Source organism: Planococcus halotolerans, assembly GCF_003289955.1.
GTDB classification, from domain to species: domain Bacteria; phylum Bacillota; class Bacilli; order Bacillales_A; family Planococcaceae; genus Planococcus; species Planococcus halotolerans.
The window spans coordinates 701,109-717,680 of the sequence record NZ_QLZR01000001.1; the positions used below are offsets into that span (position 1 = coordinate 701,109).

At 45.1% G+C, this 16,572-nt stretch carries 16 protein-coding genes; 3 read left to right on the top strand and 13 right to left on the bottom strand.

The window, feature by feature from the left end; genetic code table 11:
• Positions 1–27: 27 nt before the first annotated feature.
• The 12 genes from DP120_RS03370 to DP120_RS03425 form a co-directional block, all read right to left on the bottom strand.
• Entirely contained in the window at positions 28–576 is a 549-nt protein-coding gene (locus DP120_RS03370) for an NUDIX hydrolase (RefSeq protein ID WP_112221808.1), read from the bottom strand.
• A gap of 12 nt (positions 577–588) precedes the next feature.
• Positions 589–1,560, bottom strand: coding sequence for an MBL fold metallo-hydrolase (locus tag DP120_RS03375; protein ID WP_112221810.1), 972 nt, complete (start codon positions 1,558–1,560; stop codon positions 589–591).
• Positions 1,561–1,605: 45 nt separating this feature from the next.
• The gene (locus DP120_RS03380) at positions 1,606–3,420 is read right to left on the bottom strand and encodes a M3 family oligoendopeptidase (RefSeq protein ID WP_165843710.1); all 1,815 of its coding nucleotides are present in this window, start codon (positions 3,418–3,420) and stop codon (positions 1,606–1,608) included.
• A 187-nt stretch (positions 3,421–3,607) separates the two neighbouring features.
• Entirely contained in the window at positions 3,608–4,402 is a 795-nt protein-coding gene (locus DP120_RS03385; protein WP_112221813.1) for a S26 family signal peptidase, read from the bottom strand.
• Positions 4,395–4,940, bottom strand: a complete 546-nt coding sequence (locus DP120_RS03390; RefSeq protein WP_240611957.1) for a sigma-70 family RNA polymerase sigma factor — start codon at positions 4,938–4,940, stop codon at positions 4,395–4,397. Before DP120_RS03390 ends, DP120_RS03385 begins: the two co-directional genes overlap by 8 nt.
• A 258-nt stretch (positions 4,941–5,198) precedes the next feature.
• Positions 5,199–6,503, bottom strand: a complete 1,305-nt coding sequence (locus DP120_RS03395) for an MATE family efflux transporter (protein WP_112221815.1) — start codon at positions 6,501–6,503, stop codon at positions 5,199–5,201.
• Positions 6,504–6,523: 20 nt separating this feature from the next.
• Positions 6,524–7,288 carry an ABC transporter ATP-binding protein gene (locus tag DP120_RS03400; RefSeq protein ID WP_112221817.1) on the bottom strand — a complete coding sequence of 255 codons (765 nt, stop codon included), beginning with the start codon at positions 7,286–7,288 and terminating at the stop codon, positions 6,524–6,526.
• Positions 7,285–8,085, bottom strand: a complete 801-nt coding sequence (locus tag DP120_RS03405) for an ABC transporter ATP-binding protein (RefSeq protein ID WP_112221819.1) — start codon at positions 8,083–8,085, stop codon at positions 7,285–7,287. Before DP120_RS03405 ends, DP120_RS03400 begins: the two co-directional genes overlap by 4 nt.
• Positions 8,085–8,891, bottom strand: coding sequence for a nickel transporter permease (gene nikC / locus DP120_RS03410; protein ID WP_112222326.1), 807 nt, complete (start codon positions 8,889–8,891; stop codon positions 8,085–8,087). The genes DP120_RS03405 and nikC overlap by 1 nt, the downstream gene beginning before the upstream one ends.
• A gap of 29 nt (positions 8,892–8,920) precedes the next feature.
• Positions 8,921–9,865, bottom strand: coding sequence for a nickel ABC transporter permease (gene nikB, locus DP120_RS03415; RefSeq protein ID WP_112221821.1), 945 nt, complete (start codon positions 9,863–9,865; stop codon positions 8,921–8,923).
• Positions 9,866–11,392 carry a nickel ABC transporter substrate-binding protein gene (gene nikA / locus DP120_RS03420; RefSeq protein ID WP_112221823.1) on the bottom strand — a complete coding sequence of 509 codons (1,527 nt, stop codon included), beginning with the start codon at positions 11,390–11,392 and terminating at the stop codon, positions 9,866–9,868.
• A gap of 386 nt (positions 11,393–11,778) precedes the next feature.
• Entirely contained in the window at positions 11,779–12,543 is a 765-nt protein-coding gene (locus DP120_RS03425; RefSeq protein WP_112221824.1) for a TerC family protein, read from the bottom strand.
• 363 nt (positions 12,544–12,906) lie between these two features.
• Between DP120_RS03425 and DP120_RS03430 the strand changes: the two genes are divergently transcribed.
• Genes DP120_RS03430 through DP120_RS03440 form a run of 3 tightly spaced genes read left to right on the top strand, consistent with a single transcriptional unit; the run spans position 12,907 to position 15,749 of the window.
• Positions 12,907–13,296 carry a MerR family transcriptional regulator gene (locus DP120_RS03430; protein WP_112221826.1) on the top strand — a complete coding sequence of 130 codons (390 nt, stop codon included), beginning with the start codon at positions 12,907–12,909 and terminating at the stop codon, positions 13,294–13,296.
• A 34-nt stretch (positions 13,297–13,330) separates the two neighbouring features.
• Complete coding sequence (locus DP120_RS03435; protein WP_112221828.1) at positions 13,331–14,638, top strand: hemolysin family protein; 1,308 nt, start codon at positions 13,331–13,333, stop codon at positions 14,636–14,638.
• Positions 14,639–14,690: 52 nt separating this feature from the next.
• Entirely contained in the window at positions 14,691–15,749 is a 1,059-nt protein-coding gene (locus tag DP120_RS03440) for a hemolysin family protein (RefSeq protein WP_112221830.1), read from the top strand.
• A 340-nt stretch (positions 15,750–16,089) separates the two neighbouring features.
• Here the strand turns inward: DP120_RS03440 and DP120_RS03450 are convergent, their stop codons facing one another.
• A complete protein-coding gene (locus DP120_RS03450; protein WP_112221834.1) occupies positions 16,090–16,542 on the bottom strand; it encodes an SRPBCC family protein in 453 nt (150 codons plus the stop codon).
• Positions 16,543–16,572 lie beyond the last annotated feature (30 nt).

Consider the following 16,572-nt stretch of genomic DNA (forward strand, 5'->3'; position numbering starts at 1 on the left):
TATACGAGGCGGAAACCTTTTTCAAATTCACCTTTTATCCAAAACTGCCTTCGCCATGTAATAGGCGCTGGCAGTGAAAAGTTGAGTTTGAATTTCCTGGTTTCTTATCAAATGGCCAAATTTCTCAAAACCGATTAGTTTTACTTCAATCTCTTCTGTTTCATCGAGATGCTGCTCAACAGATTTATAAGCATTCGTAAGAAGAAAAGTTTTTATCTTATTGTTCTGTGTAGCAGGATTCACCATGAATTCACCGAGCAATATCGGCTTTTCCATAGAAGTGTATCCTGTCTCTTCCTGGATTTCCCGGAGTATACCTTCTTCATCGGTTTCTCCTTCTTCTTTTTTGCCCGCAGGAATTTCAAGATAGAATCCTTGGCCTCCATGCCTGTATTGCTCTACCAGCACGATTTGATTGTCCTTTGTCAGAACGACTGCGTTTACCCAATCGACATATTCGTTTACGTAATAGTCCTCGATGGTGATGCCATTCGGTAATTTACATTTGTCTTTCCTCAAGTTTCCGAATGGCGTTTTGTAGAGATATTCGGAATTTGTTGTATACCAAGCTTTCATAATAATTCACCCTTATATCGATTGAGTTCTAGTCTTTTCAACATCTTTTGCATAAAAATCATATACTGTCCTCAAGTTGCGCTTGATACCCTGCATTCCCTTCCACTCTTTAAATTCTTCAGGAATAACAAAGGAAGAAACAAAGTCTTCCGACTCAACTTCTGCTGCAATCGCTCCTCTCGCTGCCTCTTTCAGCATTGTCACATAATCAATCATGGTTTTAACTTTTTCATTCGATCCAATATCTCCATGGCCTGGCAGGAGTACATCAATCTCCTTCGTCTTGGTTGATTGTAAGGTAGTCAGAAACTCCTCGGGATGAAAAATCGGAAGATGCAGGTTGTCGGTGACGATGTCTCCCATAAATGCAGCCTTCTCTTTTGGAACATATAAAAAAGTATCACTTGGTGAATGTCCGCCGCCAAAGCAATATAGTTCAACATGCCGCTCAGTCCCCGAAATGACCAATTTGTTTTCAAAAGTAATCGATGGCAAGGTCAGTTTCATGGATGGAATCTGCTTTAACAGCACTTGCATCTCCAAGTATTGATTAGACAGACTCTGCTTTATGATTTCATCCTGTTCTGATTCAATTTGAAGTATCAAGTTATCCAGGTATTTCTGAGTCTCTTCGAACTCGACATCAACATCACCTATGACATTCTTGTCTTTGATCCACTCCCTGGTCAGTTCGGTAGAGATAATCGGCAGATCCTCAAACACCTGATTGCCAAATACATGATCGCCGTGATAATGGCTGTTCACCAGGTACTTCACTTTTTTGCCAGTCAGTTTTTCAGCCTGCTTTCTCAACTCTTCAGCCGCCACTGGCGTATTAAAGGCATCGAATACCAGCAGTTCCGTTCCCAAATCGACGAAACCGGCGTTGCTCCATGCGCCTGTTCCTGGTTTTGCAATGGCGGCAAATACGCCAGGAGCCATTCTTTTCACTATGAAATAGTCGTTCTGTGTGATGATTTCCATTTTCCAGTCTCCCTTTAGGCTAATGTACCGGAACAGCCAATAAAATCAATTGCCTTTATTCACATAACTCTCCGTCAACGTCAAATACTCCTCAATGGCATCTTTCAACGCTTGCTGCGAAGCATTCCAAAACTCCGGCTTTGTTACATCCGCATCCAGATAAGTATGTGCCAGCTGCTCGACAGTCATTCTGCCTGAATTACGCAGTAATTCGTCGTATTTCTCCTGAAAATCGCCTGTCGCTTCTTTTGCCAAACTGTAAATGCCGTTGCTAAACAAATACCCTATCGTATAGGGTATGTTGAAGAAAGGTTTATCAGCGCTATAAAAGTGGCTGATGTACATCCATTTATAAGGGGCTGATCCTTCAATGATGCCGCCGTAGAAATCACTCTCCACTTCTTTGATCAGGTTATTGATCTCTTCCGCAGTAAGCTGGCCATTCTTTCTTCTTGCATAAAACTCCTGTTCGAATCGGAACATGTTGGGCACGCTTACTACATATTTAAGGCCGTCTTTAATCTTAACTTCCAATAAAGCCAGCTTCTCCTTTTCATCTTCTGTATGTTCGATTGCCGCATCCAATACGAGATTCTCCAGGAAAGTAGAGGCCGATTCCGCGACAGATGTGCCTTTTTGCTGAGCGAAAGCAGGTTCTTCCTGCAAAATGTAATTATGATACGCATGACCGAATTCGTGTGCCAAGGTCACGACATCCTGATAGTTCTCCCGGTACGTCATAAAAATCCGGCTTTCGTTGCTCAATGGCATCGAAGCGCAGAATCCTCCACCTGCTTTATCGGGCCGGTTTTCAGTTTCAATCCAACCTTCTTCAAAAGCACGTTCTGCAAATTGACCCAATTTTTCACTGAACTGATGAAACTGCTTGATGATAATATCTTTAGCTGCTGCGTAGTCTATCTTCTTCTCAGATGCAAAAGTCGGCGTTTCCAGATCGAACCAGCTGACTTCATCCAGTCTCGTCAATGCGACTTTGCGCTGGAAATAGGCTCTATACAGATTCTTATTGTCATCGATTGACTTCATCAATGCCTGAATCGATTCTTCCTGGATCCGATTCTGTTCGACAGCTTCCTTTAAGACGTTGTGCCAACCTCGCTGCTCGTAGACATCCAAGCGAAAACCTGAAATGCGGTTTAATGCGACGGCAAAATCTTCCGCATGATCTGCACAAGTTTCGGCAATTGCTCTTGCCGCCTTTTGGCGATGTGAACGATCTTCTGCGTACATCGCTTCATTCATTGCCTGACCAATTGATACTCCCTGCTCCTCCCCATCGGACCCGATCGGAATTTTCAATTTCGCCAGGAGTTGCTGCTGTTGCTGTTCCCAGGCTTTGATGCCGTTGACCGACAGCACATTGATCAGCCGCTCCATTTCAACCGGCAGCCGGTCCTTTACCGTTTTCCTTCTTTCTGCCAAATAAAAAGAATACGGCTCCACTTCTTCTAGTTCCATAAATCCATTCCAGTGGGCTTCCGAAAAGTTTGCCAACGCTTCATCCAAGTCGATCTGCACCGAATCCAGCTTCGCTTTGATCACGGCACTTTCATCCAGCAGCACAACCGCGTCGCTGTCTGTAACGTCCTGTGAATAAACGCAAATCACAAAATCGTCAAGTTCATCCCAGCCGCTTCTCGCAAATTGAAACTGATTGATGATTTTGAGGAAAGCGTGTGTATCCACTTCTTCTTTATTCTTTTGGAAGGCACTCAAATCGTTGCTGATTTTTTCAAGCAATGCCTTTAGCTCCGCGATTAAATTCTTCAATTTGGTTGACTGGCTTCCTCCAGCGTATAACGATTCCAGATCCCAGTTCTGCATAGTTGTCTTTTCCAATCTAATTCTCCTCTTCTATTCGTTTTTCAATAGAGCTTGCTTATTAATCTTTCCACTATATTAAATTCTGTTTTTTCCTGAAAATCCCTTTTAAAACAATAAAGGAACTTTATAACTTAAAAAATAAATAAGAGAGAAACGCTTCTCTTCCCAGAAGCATTTCCCTCTTATACTCAGTACTTTGAATTCATTTCACATAATACCCCAATACTTCCGCTTGGATTTCATCGACTTTAATAATAAGCTGGTGACTCCTGAACCAGTCATCGCCCATCACATAAACTTCATCCTCACCCAACTTAAAGGATTCAATTGACTGAGACAGAATTTCTTTCATTGCATCGATATTTTGTGGTTGATTCATCTCTATCATAGCCTCGTTGTATTCCTCGATTGTACTGTAACCCCTGCGGTGCGCCTGCCCATAAAATGTATCCAGCTTCCGGTCATTGATATAAATTTGGCCTTTCACGATTTCTACTGTTTCCCCCGGCAAAGCGACTATCCTGCCCACTGTTCGACTTTCGCCATCAAAAAATTCTGCTTCATGGATGACTACGTCTCCCCTGTCTGGTTCTTTTTCCTGATAAGCTTCAGAGTCGATTAATAATGGGTGTTCATAATATTCATAGTTGCCGCGGTCCATCCCGTCATAACCAAAATCGAAAATTTCCTGAGAATCTGTAAATTCCGTAAAAATCTCAATCTCCTCCACCGTATCCGGATCCGTCAGCACCGGCAATTCATCGGTCGTGCCTGCTGGACCGGATGGATTCGTATTGTTCCCGTCCATATTCAATACCAGAAAAGTAGTGGCGACCGTCAAAAGCAACATCAGCACAGCGGCATATTTAAAATCAGCAAACCGGTTCGCCGGGCGCTGCTCCTTTTTCATATCACTCAGGATTTTCCGCTTCAGCGGTTCTTTGAAGCGAGGCGATTCGCCGACAAACTCATCCAGGTCGCGTTTGAATTTATTCATCCTGCATCCCCTCCCATTCTTTCAAGTCCGCTTTCTCACGCAATAAATCCTTTGCCCGCCGCAGTCTCGTTTTGACGGTGTTTTCCGAGCAGTTCAGCAGCTCGCTGATTTCCTTCGATGTGAATTCCTGATAATAGAACAGCAGAATCACTTCCCTATATTTGATCGGAAGTTCAAGGATTTTATTCGTGAGATTGCTCTGGTTAGTGTGCTGTTCCAACGTCTCCTCAGGAGATTTCCCTGAAGAAATCAAACCGCTGATTGAATTCGAGAATAACGAACGTTTATTTTTCCAGCTGCGTAAATGATCACGGCATTTATTGACGGTAATTTTCGACAGATAGGTTTTCAGGGAAGCGCGATTTTCGAACTGGGCGGATTTGCGGTAATAGCTGATGAACACTTCCTGCATGATGTCTTCGGCCGTCGCCCAGTCCTTCACGTAGAAATAAGCCAGCCGGATCAGGTATTCACCGTGGCTGTCCATGATCTTTTTCATTTCTTCATCACTCAGTTTCGTGTATTCATGCACCGGCATACGCCTCCATCCCTTCCTGAACACCCAATAGACGCAAGTTTTCTGATAATAGTTTCGTTTTTATAAGTATAGGTGAAAAAGGTGGGATGCGGTTTGGAAACTTAGCCGGTATTGAAACTTATGGTTGGTTCCAAGAGATGATTTTTGTTCAATTCAAACTTGCGATATCCGAAGCTCAGACTGGATGAAGAATTTATAAAAGGCTGAATGCGAGCGCATTCAGCCTTTTTTATTTTTCTTCTATCATAATCAATTTCATCACAAAGCCTGAAATTGCCGGCTCAGTTTTGGAACATACAGGGACAGGAATACCGAACGGCCGATGCTGAAGGCGATAAAGGACAGCCAAATGCCATGGTTTCCGAGGTGTGGGACAGATAAGTAGAACATCAGGAAATAGAAAAGCAGGGAAACGATCATGGAATTTCTGACAGGAGCTGTTTCAGTGGCACCTGTAAAGGTCCCATAGAAAATGATGCCGATACTGGTGGCTATCGGGAATAACAGAAGCCAGTCGCTGTAAATCATCGCCATTTCCACAACTTCTTCTATCGTAGTAAAAAGCCGAATGACCGTTTCACTGAACATCCAGTACATGAGTGTCAAGAATGCCGAGGTGAGGATTGCCCATTGAGCGGAAATCGACAGCGTCCTTTTATACAGATTATAGTCTTTCGCTCCCATCGCTTTCCCGGTCAATATACTAGTGGCATTTGAGAAACCATCAAAGAAATAAGCCATGAGGTAATGGATTTGAAGCAGCACGGCATTTGCTGCCAAAGTTTCTGTGCCAAATGAGGCGCTTTTATAAGTAAAGAGATTGAATACGAGCAACAGGCAAATTGTCCGGATGAATAAATCCTTATTGACCATAAACATTTTCTTCATTGCCGGTAAATCCAAAATCTGCTTCAAAGGAAGAAAGTTCAACGAAATTGCGCCTGCTTTCACGACGACCCACAGTCCGACTGCAAATGCTGTAAATTCGGCAATCAAAGTGGCTGCAGCGACTCCAGAAATTCCCCATGAAAGTCCCATCACAAAGACCAGATCCAGTACGATATTCAGAACGTTCATCATGATTTGGATGAATACCGCCCATTTGATCTTGGCCATGCCCATCAGCCAGCCGAGGATTACATAGTTCAACAGTGTAAGTGGCACTCCCCAGATCCGGATGCCGTAGTATTCAGAGGCAAAGGTTTGAACGTCTGCCGCAGGATTCAACAATGCCATTGCACTGTATTCAATCGGTTTTTGCAGCAGGAAAAAGAATAGGCCCACCGCCAACGCGATGAGGAATGGCCGGATAAAAGACAGTTTTCCTTGTAATTCGTCATTAGCGCCAAAGGCCTGCGCAGCAAAACCCGAAGTGCTGATACGCAGAAATCCGAAAAGCCAATACATCGTATTGAAAATGATGGTACCGATGGCGACTCCCCCGATGTAGGCAGGGTTCGGCAATTGGCCCATGACGGCCGTATCAACGGCTCCCAATAGAGGAGTAGTCACTGTAGAAAGTGTCAGTGGGAGTGCAAGCGCAAGATAAGTTCTATGGTTCATGTAGAAATGCTCCTATTCTTTCATTCAAACAGTGAAATCAATTCTTTTGTATAATCATTGCGCTGTTCCGAGAATATATTCTCCTGACTGAAATGGTCGACGATGCTTCCATCTCTCATCACCATTATCTGCTGGCTCATGGTATTGACCGCTGACAGGTCATGGGAAATGAACAGATAGGAAAGGTCGAGCTCTTCACGGAGTCCAGTCAACAGTTTCAAAATGGAAGCCTGTGAAAGAACATCGAGGCTCGAAGTCGGTTCATCCAAGACGATCAGCGAGGGTTCGAGGCTGATGGCGCGGGCAATTGTCACCCGCTGCTTCTGGCCGCCGCTCAGTTCATGGGGATAGCGGTCTGCCAATGCGTCAGGAAGCTCCACCGCTTCCATCAATTGAGTGACAAACGCTTCCTCATTAGTATAATGAAAATGTTTCAAGCACGCTTGATTGCCGAATTGCAAATAAGGATCAATCAAAGATTCACGGATTTTCAATTTGGGATTCAAAGATGAAGACGGATTCTGGAGAACTGCTTGCAGGTTTTTCCGATGGGGCTTCAATTCACGCTCGTTCAAGTCTTGCAAAGAAACCCCATTGAATTGGATTTCTCCTCCATCAATGTTATCCAATTGGAGAACACAGCGTGCCAAAGTGCTTTTGCCGCAGCCGCTTTCACCGACAAGACCCAAACATTGTTTCTTCTCCAAGGAAAAATTGATGTCTTTCAATACGTTAACACCATTCGAATAGCTTTTAATTACATTCTTTAATTTGAGTAAAGTCATTTGGCCACCTCAAGGATTTTTTCAGTCGCAGGCTTGCGTAGAGGAGAAGAAGCTTCGATCAGAAGTTTTGTGTACGGATGCACCGGGTTGTCGAGAACTTGCCGTTTCTCCCCTTGCTCGACAATCTCCCCTTCTTTCATCACCAGGATACGGTCTGCATGATTTTTTACATGGCGCAGGTCATGCGTGATAAAAAGAATGGCGCAGCCTTTTTCCTGCTGAAGCTTTTCCAGCAATTGCAGCACTTTAAATGAGGTGATGCTGTCAAGTGCAGTGGTTGGTTCGTCCGCAATCAGGATATCCGGCTCGAGCAGGAGCGCGAGTGCGATGGAAACACGCTGAAGCTGGCCGCCACTGAGTTGGAATGGGTAGCGGCTGTAAATTTCCGGCTGAAGTCCGACATCTTTCAATGCTTCCTCCGCTTTTTTCTTTCTGACGTCTTTCGATAACTTCAAATGGGTTTTCAAAAATTCCTGGAAATGGCGGCCGATGGTGTGGAAAGGGGTGAAGGAACCCTGATAATCCTGAAATATATAAGAAATTCGGGTTCCTCGCAATGCACGCATTTTCTTTGGCGGCAATTCCAGCAGATTCATACCCTCATAAGAAACATTTCCGGCAGCCCGCAAATTCGGACCAAGCAATTGACCGATTGCTGACGAAGTCAGGCTTTTACCGCTGCCGCTTTGCCCGACGATTGCGAGCCATTCCCCTTTTAGAATTTGAAATGAAATATCCTTCACGATATCTTTTTGTTTATTCGAGATTGAGAGGCCATTGACGGATACAAGACTCATTATGCCACTTCCTTTTTCACATCAAATTTATCCCGCAGAAAGTCACCCAGCAAATTTGAGAAGAGGACCACTGTCACAATCGCAAGCCCTGGAAAAACCATCAATTCAGGAACCGATTGGAAATAGGGCCGCGCTTCATTGAGCATCGCACCCCATTCAGGTGCCGGCGGCTGTGCTCCCAGTCCGATATAGGACAAAGAAGAAATCAACAGAATGATTTTTCCCAAATCCAGACTTGCAAGCACAAGGACGTGGCCAATCAAATGCGGGAATAAATGCTTCACCATTATTCTGCGTTCACTCAATCCATTAATTTTAGCCATCGTTATGTAATCTTTCTGCCGTTCTACGACAACCGTACTGCGGACCAAACGTGCATAGTTCACCCATTTCACAATGACAATGGCAATCAGCAGATTTTCAATGCCGGCCCCAAGCAGACCGCTTAGAACGATGGCGACGATCGTATCCGGAAAAGAAAGAAAAGCATCTGCAATACGCATGAGGATGCGGTCTACAATGCCTCCTTTAAAACCAGCAAAAATTCCGAATGGAACTCCGATTGCGACCGCCAGCAGCAATGCCAGAAAGCCATAGCCGACGGTCAATTGAGAGCCCAGCAAAATCCGCGTCAGGACATCCCTTCCTAAATGGTCCGTTCCAAGCGGATGCTCGAGACTTGCCGGAAGAAGCCGCTCCTCCAAATTGACAAAAGAGGGGTCATATTTCAGAACCAGAAATGTATAAACTGCAATGCCAGCTATCACCACTAATGCACCGATCAATAAAATCTTTTTAAAGCGCATTCTGTATGAGTTGGATTCACTGGTTTCCATTAACTTCCCCTCTTTTCCTTCAAGCGCAGTTCAGGATTCAAATAGCGATAAGACAAATCAACTGCACTGTTTACGATGAATATCAGTATGGCCATAATCAGGATATAACCTTGTATGACTGGATAATCACGGCTCCTGATTGCATCCACAACCATTTTGCCGATGCCGGGATACGCAAAAATCACTTCGATTACCACAACTCCTCCAATCAGGCTCCCCAGGCTTACACCGAAAACCGTAATGACAGGGGGAAGGCTGGAACGGAAGGCATGAGAAAAGAAAATCCGAGATTTCGAAAGCCCTCTAGCCTGCGCTGCCCGGATATACTCATGGCCCAGTGAATCGATCAGGCTGGAGCGCAGCAGGCGGACGTATACACTTGTTATGGCAAGCCCTAATGTAATAGAGGGAAGCACGGCAGAAATAATGCCGTCTCTCCCCATTGTCGGCAGGATGCCGAATCTAACGCCAAAGAGATCGATCATTATCAGGCCCAGCCAAAAGCTTGGAACTGCTGCCCCCAATAACGACACCCAACGGCTTACATGGTCAATCCAGCTGTCTCTGTAAAGTGCAGCAAGCGAGCCGAGTGGAACTGCGATCAAAAGCATTACCAAAAGCGCTCCTGCCGTCAACTCCAATGTCGCCGGCAACCCGCTCCAAAGCATTTCCATAACCGGCTGATTGGTGATATAGGAATTACCAAAATCCATTTTCACAAAATCCGTCAGCCATTGGCCATATTGCACCAAAAGCGGTTCGTTAAAGCCCATTTCCTCGCGCAGCTGTTCCACCTGCTCGTTGGTTACAGAGACATCATCGACTCTTAAGATTGAAAGAACCGGATCTCCTGGTGCCAGCCTTGCAAACAGGAAACTGACGAACGTGATAATCAGCAGAAACACTGCCACTTCTATCAGCCGGCGGCTTAATATCCGAAACACTTACTTCACATCCAATTCATTGGTCAGCATATAGTATTCGCTGCGGGAAGTTACCCAATTCTCCACTTTGTCTGAGTTGTACGCAACCAGCGTATTCGGGTGAAGGATAAAGGAATTGTAAACTTGCTCATCCACATAACGCGCAATTTCTTCTGCTATATCAGAGCGCTCCTGCTGGCCGACGGTCATGTTCAGTTCATCGATCAATGCCGTCACCTTATCGTCGTCAGCTCCACTGAAGTTTAACGCGCCATCCGGATGATAAGTAGCATTCAAATAATAGCCTGCGTCTCCGCGTGGTGCAGTCAGATTACTGTATGTAGTCAAATCCCAATCCCGGTTTGCTGCCATATATTCTTCCGGAATCTCGATTTGCTGAAGAGTCACTTCAATCCCAAGTTGACCCGCATCCGACTGGAAAACTTGTGCGATCAATGGTAAATCGGCGCGGGCACTGTAAGTCAGCATCGTAAGAGCCAGGGGCTCACCGTCTTTCTCCATGACGCCGTCTACTACTTCATAGCCTGCCGCTTCAAGATATTTCCGGGCACTCTCAAGCCCTGTCTCTTTTTCAGGATAGTCCGGTGCAAATGTAAACGTTGACGGGAAAGGGCCGTTAGCCACTTCCGCATGGCCTTTAAGTATTGTGTCAACGATCGATTCCCGGTCAATCAATGCATCAATCGCTTTTCGGACATTCAAATCCTGCAGCACTTCCCTTTCCAGGTTCATCGTCATCTGATGGACACGGAAAGTTGAAGTCGATTCCACTGTTACACCTTCAATCGCCTCCAATTGCTCCAAACTTTCCACTTCCGGTCTGAAAACGATATCTGCTCCCCCCGATTCAAGTGCAAGTGACCGGGCATTTGCATCTTCATTAAATGAAAACTTTGCCGCTTCCAATTTTGCGGCACCATTCCAGTATTCATCGTAGCGCGTCAAGTCAACAGCCGTTCCCGGTGTAAATGATGAAACTGCAAAAGGCCCGGTTCCTATCGGCTTATTGACGAAATCCGTTTGAGTCACATCAATGATCGAAGTGTTCGGATGAACCAATTCCGAAGGAAATTCGGGGAAAGGCATGGTTGTTTTGACTGTTAATGTATAACCATCTGCCTCGATTGACTCGATGCGCAGGGCATTCTTAATAGCGGCACTGTCTTCCATTGCACGTTCCAGCGAAGCCTTGACTGCTGCTCCGTCCATCGGATTGCCGTTCTGGAAAGTCACATCTTCCCTTAACTTGATCGTCCAGGTTTGACCGTCTTCACTGGTCCAGCTTTCAGCCAGCCATGGTTCGATTTCCAGCGTTTCATCATTCAAATGGATCAAAGTTTCCGTTATTCCCGCTCTTAATGAAACGTAACTCGTGTCTACATTCGGATCCAGTGAACTGGTGGCAAAGTTAAAAAGAAGATTCACTTCTTTCTTTTCCTCTTGCTGGCCGGCTGAATTCGTGTTGCACGCCGATAAAATCAATGCAGCAATTACAGTCAATATCATTAATTTACTCAGTTTGATCATGGAAATCCCTCTTCTCTTTTTGTTTTCAACTTGGATGAAAATAATTTTTAAAAGTAGCAGTGTGCAAAAAGTAACCATTACGATTTATAAAAGTGTAAAAATTTTTGCAACGAGCCGGCATTACCTTAGATTGCGGCAGTTCGCAGACTAGTCGAGCCGTTATGTATAAGACAATGTTTAAAACTTTTAATTCAAAATGCAAATAGTAAAAGTTACGATTTACATCATATAATGCTTTTCAGTTTTATGCAATTCTATTTATGCAAAAAAGCGGTTTTTCTCCAAACCAAGCTCCTCTTCCCTAAAAAAGCAAAAAAGGATGAGGCTCTGTTATGATGAGCCTCATCCTTTTTAATCTGTTCCTTAGCTGACTCTACCTTTCAAACTTAAGCCAAACTCTCTGACTCTTTCTTTTTCTTAATACTGATAACAGCTCCGACTGCGACAATAGCAAGCAATACTCCCCAGAAGATGAGTTTCCATTCTGCCGAGTGGACGAAATCGTATGGCAGGATGCCGAGATTTTTATGTCCCAAAGTCAGGACAGTCAATTTCACGCCGACCCAGCCGACAATGACGAACGCAGTTGTTTCAAGCTGCGGATAGTTCGCCAGCAATTTAACGAATTTATGAGCCGCAAAACGCATGATGACGAGACCGACCAAACCACCGGCAAGCATTACGCCGAACTGGCCGCCGTTGATGCCGCCGATTTCCATTTTGCCCAAGTGAGGCAATGTCATCGCCAATGCTACTGCAGCAAGCATGGAGTCGATAGCGAAAGCGATGTCCGCCAGTTCAACTTTGAAAACGGTCATCCAGAAACCTGAACCTTTTGTAGCTTCAGGCTCATGCGAATGTTCCTTGTGTTTTCGCTGGTCGTAAATGTGCTTGAAGGCGATGAACAACAGGTAAGCCGCTCCAAGTGCCTGAATCTGCCAAACATCGACCAATAAGGTGATCAGGAACAACGCTGCGAAACGGAACACGAACGCCCCCAGTAATCCGTAGAACAACGCTTTTTTCTGCTGCTCTTTCGGCAAGTGCTTAACCATGACCGCCATAACCACCGCATTGTCTGCGGCAAGTAACCCTTCAAGTGCTACAAGAACCAGCAGCACCCATACATATTCCAATAAAATTGCTTCCATCTTCCAAACCCCCAGCTAATTTTTGCAACAAAAAAGACCCAGCCTAATTAAAGGCAAAGGTCTTGCTAAGCAAAATTAACTGCTATCACAACCGGTGGCTCTTAACCACGTAATGACGACTGTGAAATAGGTTTCCCTATAGCTACTCCCCTTTGACGAATGTCAAAAGTCTATTGAGTTGTAACGTCAGTATAGCATCTTTCAATAAAAAACAATACATTATTTTTGTCTGAGTTGTGGCAAATTTAAAATAAACCGATTTTTTATTACCATAAACCATTACGTTCTACTGTATGGTTTGACTCCCGATGTGATAGGATATTCTTAATTTAAATTGGAGGTGCGTCCATTGGGAAGGACTTAATGAAAATCGGTGAAATAGCAAAACTGAGTGGTGTGTCTGTAAGAACCATTGATTATTATACAACTGCTGGTTTATTGGCATTCGAACGCTCTGAAGCCAATTACCGGCTTTACCCGACCAATGTTCTGCACACGCTCGAACGGATTCAGGTATTGAAGAAACAGCGCATGTCGATCGCGGAGATCCGTGAAATTATTTGTGCAGGCGATACTCCGGAAACGGATGAACTGATTGATGAAGTGATCAATGAGTTCGATCAGCTGCAGCAAAAAATCGTCCGGCTGGAAAAACAGCTGAAGGATGCACCGTATTATGCGAAGACACAAACGGGCAAAGCACTTGAGAGAAAGATGGCTGCCATCACGGCTCTTTTGGTTTTGCTCCAATAAACCCCGGAGGTGAATCCCTTTTACAGGGACATAAGTGGATATAATTACGATAGTGAATTTAGGATTATTGGTACTATTGCTCGGCCTGACAGCTTTCTTTGTCGGATCAGAGTTTGCGGTGGTCAAAATCAGGATGTCGCGTCTTGATCAGTTGATCGCCGAAGGAAACAAGAAAGCCGTTACGGCGAAAAAAGTCGCCGGCGACCTGGACTATTACCTGTCTGCCTGCCAGCTCGGCATCACGGTGACGGCCCTTGGTCTTGGTGCACTTGGTAAACCGACCGTCGAACGTTTGATGTATCCGGTTTTCGAATTCTTCGATGCATCGGATGCGGTGGCGGCAACGGCTTCCTACGCAATCGCGTTCCTTCTTGTTACGTATCTTCACGTCGTTGTGGGTGAAATGGCCCCAAAAACACTGGCAATTGAATTTGCCGAAAAGATGTCATTATTGCTTGCCCCGCCTCTTTATTGGTTCGGTAAAGTAATGAAACCTTTCATCTGGACATTGAATGGCGCCGCGCGGCTGTTGCTCCGTACATTTGGTGTGCAGCCGGGCCACGAGCAGGCCTATTCGGAAGATGAATTGAGAATTGTCATGGCGCAAAGTTTTGAAGGCGGCGCTATCAATGAAACAGAGCTTTCCTATATGGAAAATGTCTTTACTTTCGACGAGCGAGCTGCAAAAGAAATTATGGTTCCGCGGACGGAGCTTGTGACGCTCGATAAAGATATGCCTTTGAAAGAGATTGTTGAGATTCTCGATGAAAATAATTACACGCGCTACCCGGTCACGGAAGACGGCGACAAAGACCGCATCATCGGTTTTGTCAGCGCTAAAAAGATGCTGCCGCATATTGTTGCGGGACGTCCTTGGGAGCTGCAGAACTTCGTGCGGGAAATGCCCACCACTTTTGAAATGACCGGTTTGCAGGATGCTTTGCTGAAAATGCAGCAGTCCCGCGTCCATATCGCTTTGGTGGCCGATGAATACGGCGGTACTGCCGGTATGCTTACGATGGAAGATATTCTGGAAGAAATCGTTGGTGAAATCCGCGATGAGTTTGATGATGATGAAGTGCCGGATATCAGCCTCGTAAACGATAACGATTACCTGATCAACGGACGTGTGCTGCTGAAAGACCTCGAAGACCGTTTCGGCTTAAGCTTTGAAGAAAGCGAAGATATCGATACAATCGGCGGCTGGGTTCATTATAAACGTGCTGGCGAAGTCCTTACCGGCGATACTGTAACGCAAGGTAAGACTTCGTGGACAGTCATGGAAATGGATCATCAGCAGATCAAACAGGTCTTGTTCCATCAGGAAGCTGCAGAAGAATAAAAGCTTATTCATTATTACTCGGAGGTGAATCCCTCTTTAAGAGGGAACCATATTGGACGTACAGATAACCATTAATTTATTGCTCGTCGCGCTGATGATCATCGCGACCGCATTCTTTGTCGGAGCTGAATTTGCCATTTTGAAAGTGCGCATGTCCAGAATCGACCAATTGATTTCAGAAGGAAATAAAAAGGCATTGCGCGCCAAAGAAGTCGCTAATAACCTCGATTATTACCTGTCAGCCTGTCAGCTCGGCATCACCGTAACCGCCTTGATCCTCGGGGCGTTAGGGGAGCCGACCGTTGAACGGCTGCTGCATCCTGTATTCGAATATTTTGCACTGTCTGAAGCAGTTGCCACTGCTCTTTCCTATGCAATTGCACTCGGAATTGTGACATTCCTTCATGTTGTCATCGGGGAATTGGCACCGAAAACATTGGCGATCCAATATGCAGAGCGCATGACGTTACTGCTTGCACCGCCGCTTTATTGGTTCGGTAAAATCATGAACCCGTTCATCTGGGTGATGAACGGATCGGCCCGCCTATTGTTGAAAATGTTTAAAGTGGAACCGGCCGGGCATGAGGAAGCCCATTCGGAAGAAGAGTTGAAGCTGATCATGGCTGAAAGTTTCCAAAGTGGAGAAATCAACCAGACAGAATTGACGTATCTTAAAAACATTTTCGCGTTCGATGACCGTATGGTGAAAAACATTATGATTCCGCGCGAACAAATTGTGGCTGTCGATAAAAGCATTTCCGGTGAAGATTTCTTCTCCATCATGGAGGAAGTCGAATTCACGCGCTATCCAGTCATGGAAGGCGGCAATATCGACCGTTTATACGGCTATGTCAACACGAAGGAATTGCTGACAAGCATGGCGGCCGGACGCCAGCCGGAACCGGAGACCTTTGTACACAAAATGCCAAGTTTCACAGAAACCACGCCTATCCAGAAAGTGCTGACGAAAATGCAGCAAAACCGGACGCATATGGCGATTGTGACCGGAGCTGACGGCAAAACCACTGCCGGATTAGTGACGATGGAAGACATTCTGGAGGAAATCGTTGGAGAGATCAGCGATGAGTCCATTGATCCCGAACTGGCTTAAGGATTTTTGAAGTTGGTTTTTAAATAAAAGATAGAATGCTTGCAGGGCGAACCAGGAATTTGGTTCGTCCTGCTTTTTTTGTGTTGATATTTGGTTTTTTCGTTTTTCGCAGAGCGAAAAACATCCGATTCAGCTCTTTTGAATTTGGATGAGGCGGAGACGGCTGGTTCACTTCCAAGGGTGTGTTTCGGGGTGATGGAAAAATAGCAGAAAAGACAAGAAAGTATTTTCTTGTGCACAAATCTTCGTTTCCGCGCATAAGCTGCGAGGCGACCAGTAATTTTACTTTATTCACCCGGATAATTTGGTTAAAATCCAAAAAACGGTAGTAAAGAGCATCTCAATCTCTTTCCGCTATCCTCTTCAATTCAATCGCCCGCTCCGTAATAAACCTTGTCATGTACTTCTCAAGGAACAGCTTATCCGCAATTTTCCCTAGAACCCCTAGAGGTGACCGGTAAACAAATCGATCTTTCATTACCGTGCCGCTCCCTTTTCCAATAAATTCGTGCATATGCGTGAACGAATGAAAAGCTCCTTTCACCATGGCATCTGTAAACGAATGCGGCTTTTCCATTTCGATTATTTTGCCCGTCAGTTTTTGCTTTACTCCAAGGTGTATAGCTTCCCATGTAACCGAATCCCCTTTTTCCATCAAGCCGCTCGTCACTCCCGCCACAGCCCGCTCTTTTGTCTTGCCGGTTGTTTCTGTATGCACATCAACGTTTCTTGCAAGATCGAAGCAAACTTCAACTGGTGCTTCGATGTAGATTTCGTGGTTTATTGTTGGCATATTATGTAAGCTCCTTCCAAATGTAAGTAT

Coding starts and splice junctions, on each gene's coding strand:
- DP120_RS03425 (WP_112221824.1), bottom strand. CDS start 12,543: ATGGAAGCAATTTTATTGGAATATGTATGGGTGCTGCTGGTTCTTGTA.
- nikC (WP_112222326.1), bottom strand. CDS start 8,891: ATGCGCTTTAAAAAGATTTTATTGATCGGTGCATTAGTGGTGATAGCT.
- DP120_RS03405 (WP_112221819.1), bottom strand. CDS start 8,085: ATGAGTCTTGTATCCGTCAATGGCCTCTCAATCTCGAATAAACAAAAA.
- DP120_RS03375 (WP_112221810.1), bottom strand. CDS start 1,560: ATGGAAATCATCACACAGAACGACTATTTCATAGTGAAAAGAATGGCT.
- DP120_RS03395 (WP_112221815.1), bottom strand. CDS start 6,503: ATGAACCATAGAACTTATCTTGCGCTTGCACTCCCACTGACACTTTCT.
- DP120_RS03385 (WP_112221813.1), bottom strand. CDS start 4,402: ATGAATAAATTCAAACGCGACCTGGATGAGTTTGTCGGCGAATCGCCT.
- DP120_RS03390 (WP_240611957.1), bottom strand. CDS start 4,940: ATGCCGGTGCATGAATACACGAAACTGAGTGATGAAGAAATGAAAAAG.
- DP120_RS03370 (WP_112221808.1), bottom strand. CDS start 576: ATGAAAGCTTGGTATACAACAAATTCCGAATATCTCTACAAAACGCCA.
- DP120_RS03450 (WP_112221834.1), bottom strand. CDS start 16,542: ATGCCAACAATAAACCACGAAATCTACATCGAAGCACCAGTTGAAGTT.
- DP120_RS03430 (WP_112221826.1), top strand. CDS start 12,907: ATGAAAATCGGTGAAATAGCAAAACTGAGTGGTGTGTCTGTAAGAACC.
- DP120_RS03400 (WP_112221817.1), bottom strand. CDS start 7,288: ATGACTTTACTCAAATTAAAGAATGTAATTAAAAGCTATTCGAATGGT.
- nikA (WP_112221823.1), bottom strand. CDS start 11,392: ATGATCAAACTGAGTAAATTAATGATATTGACTGTAATTGCTGCATTG.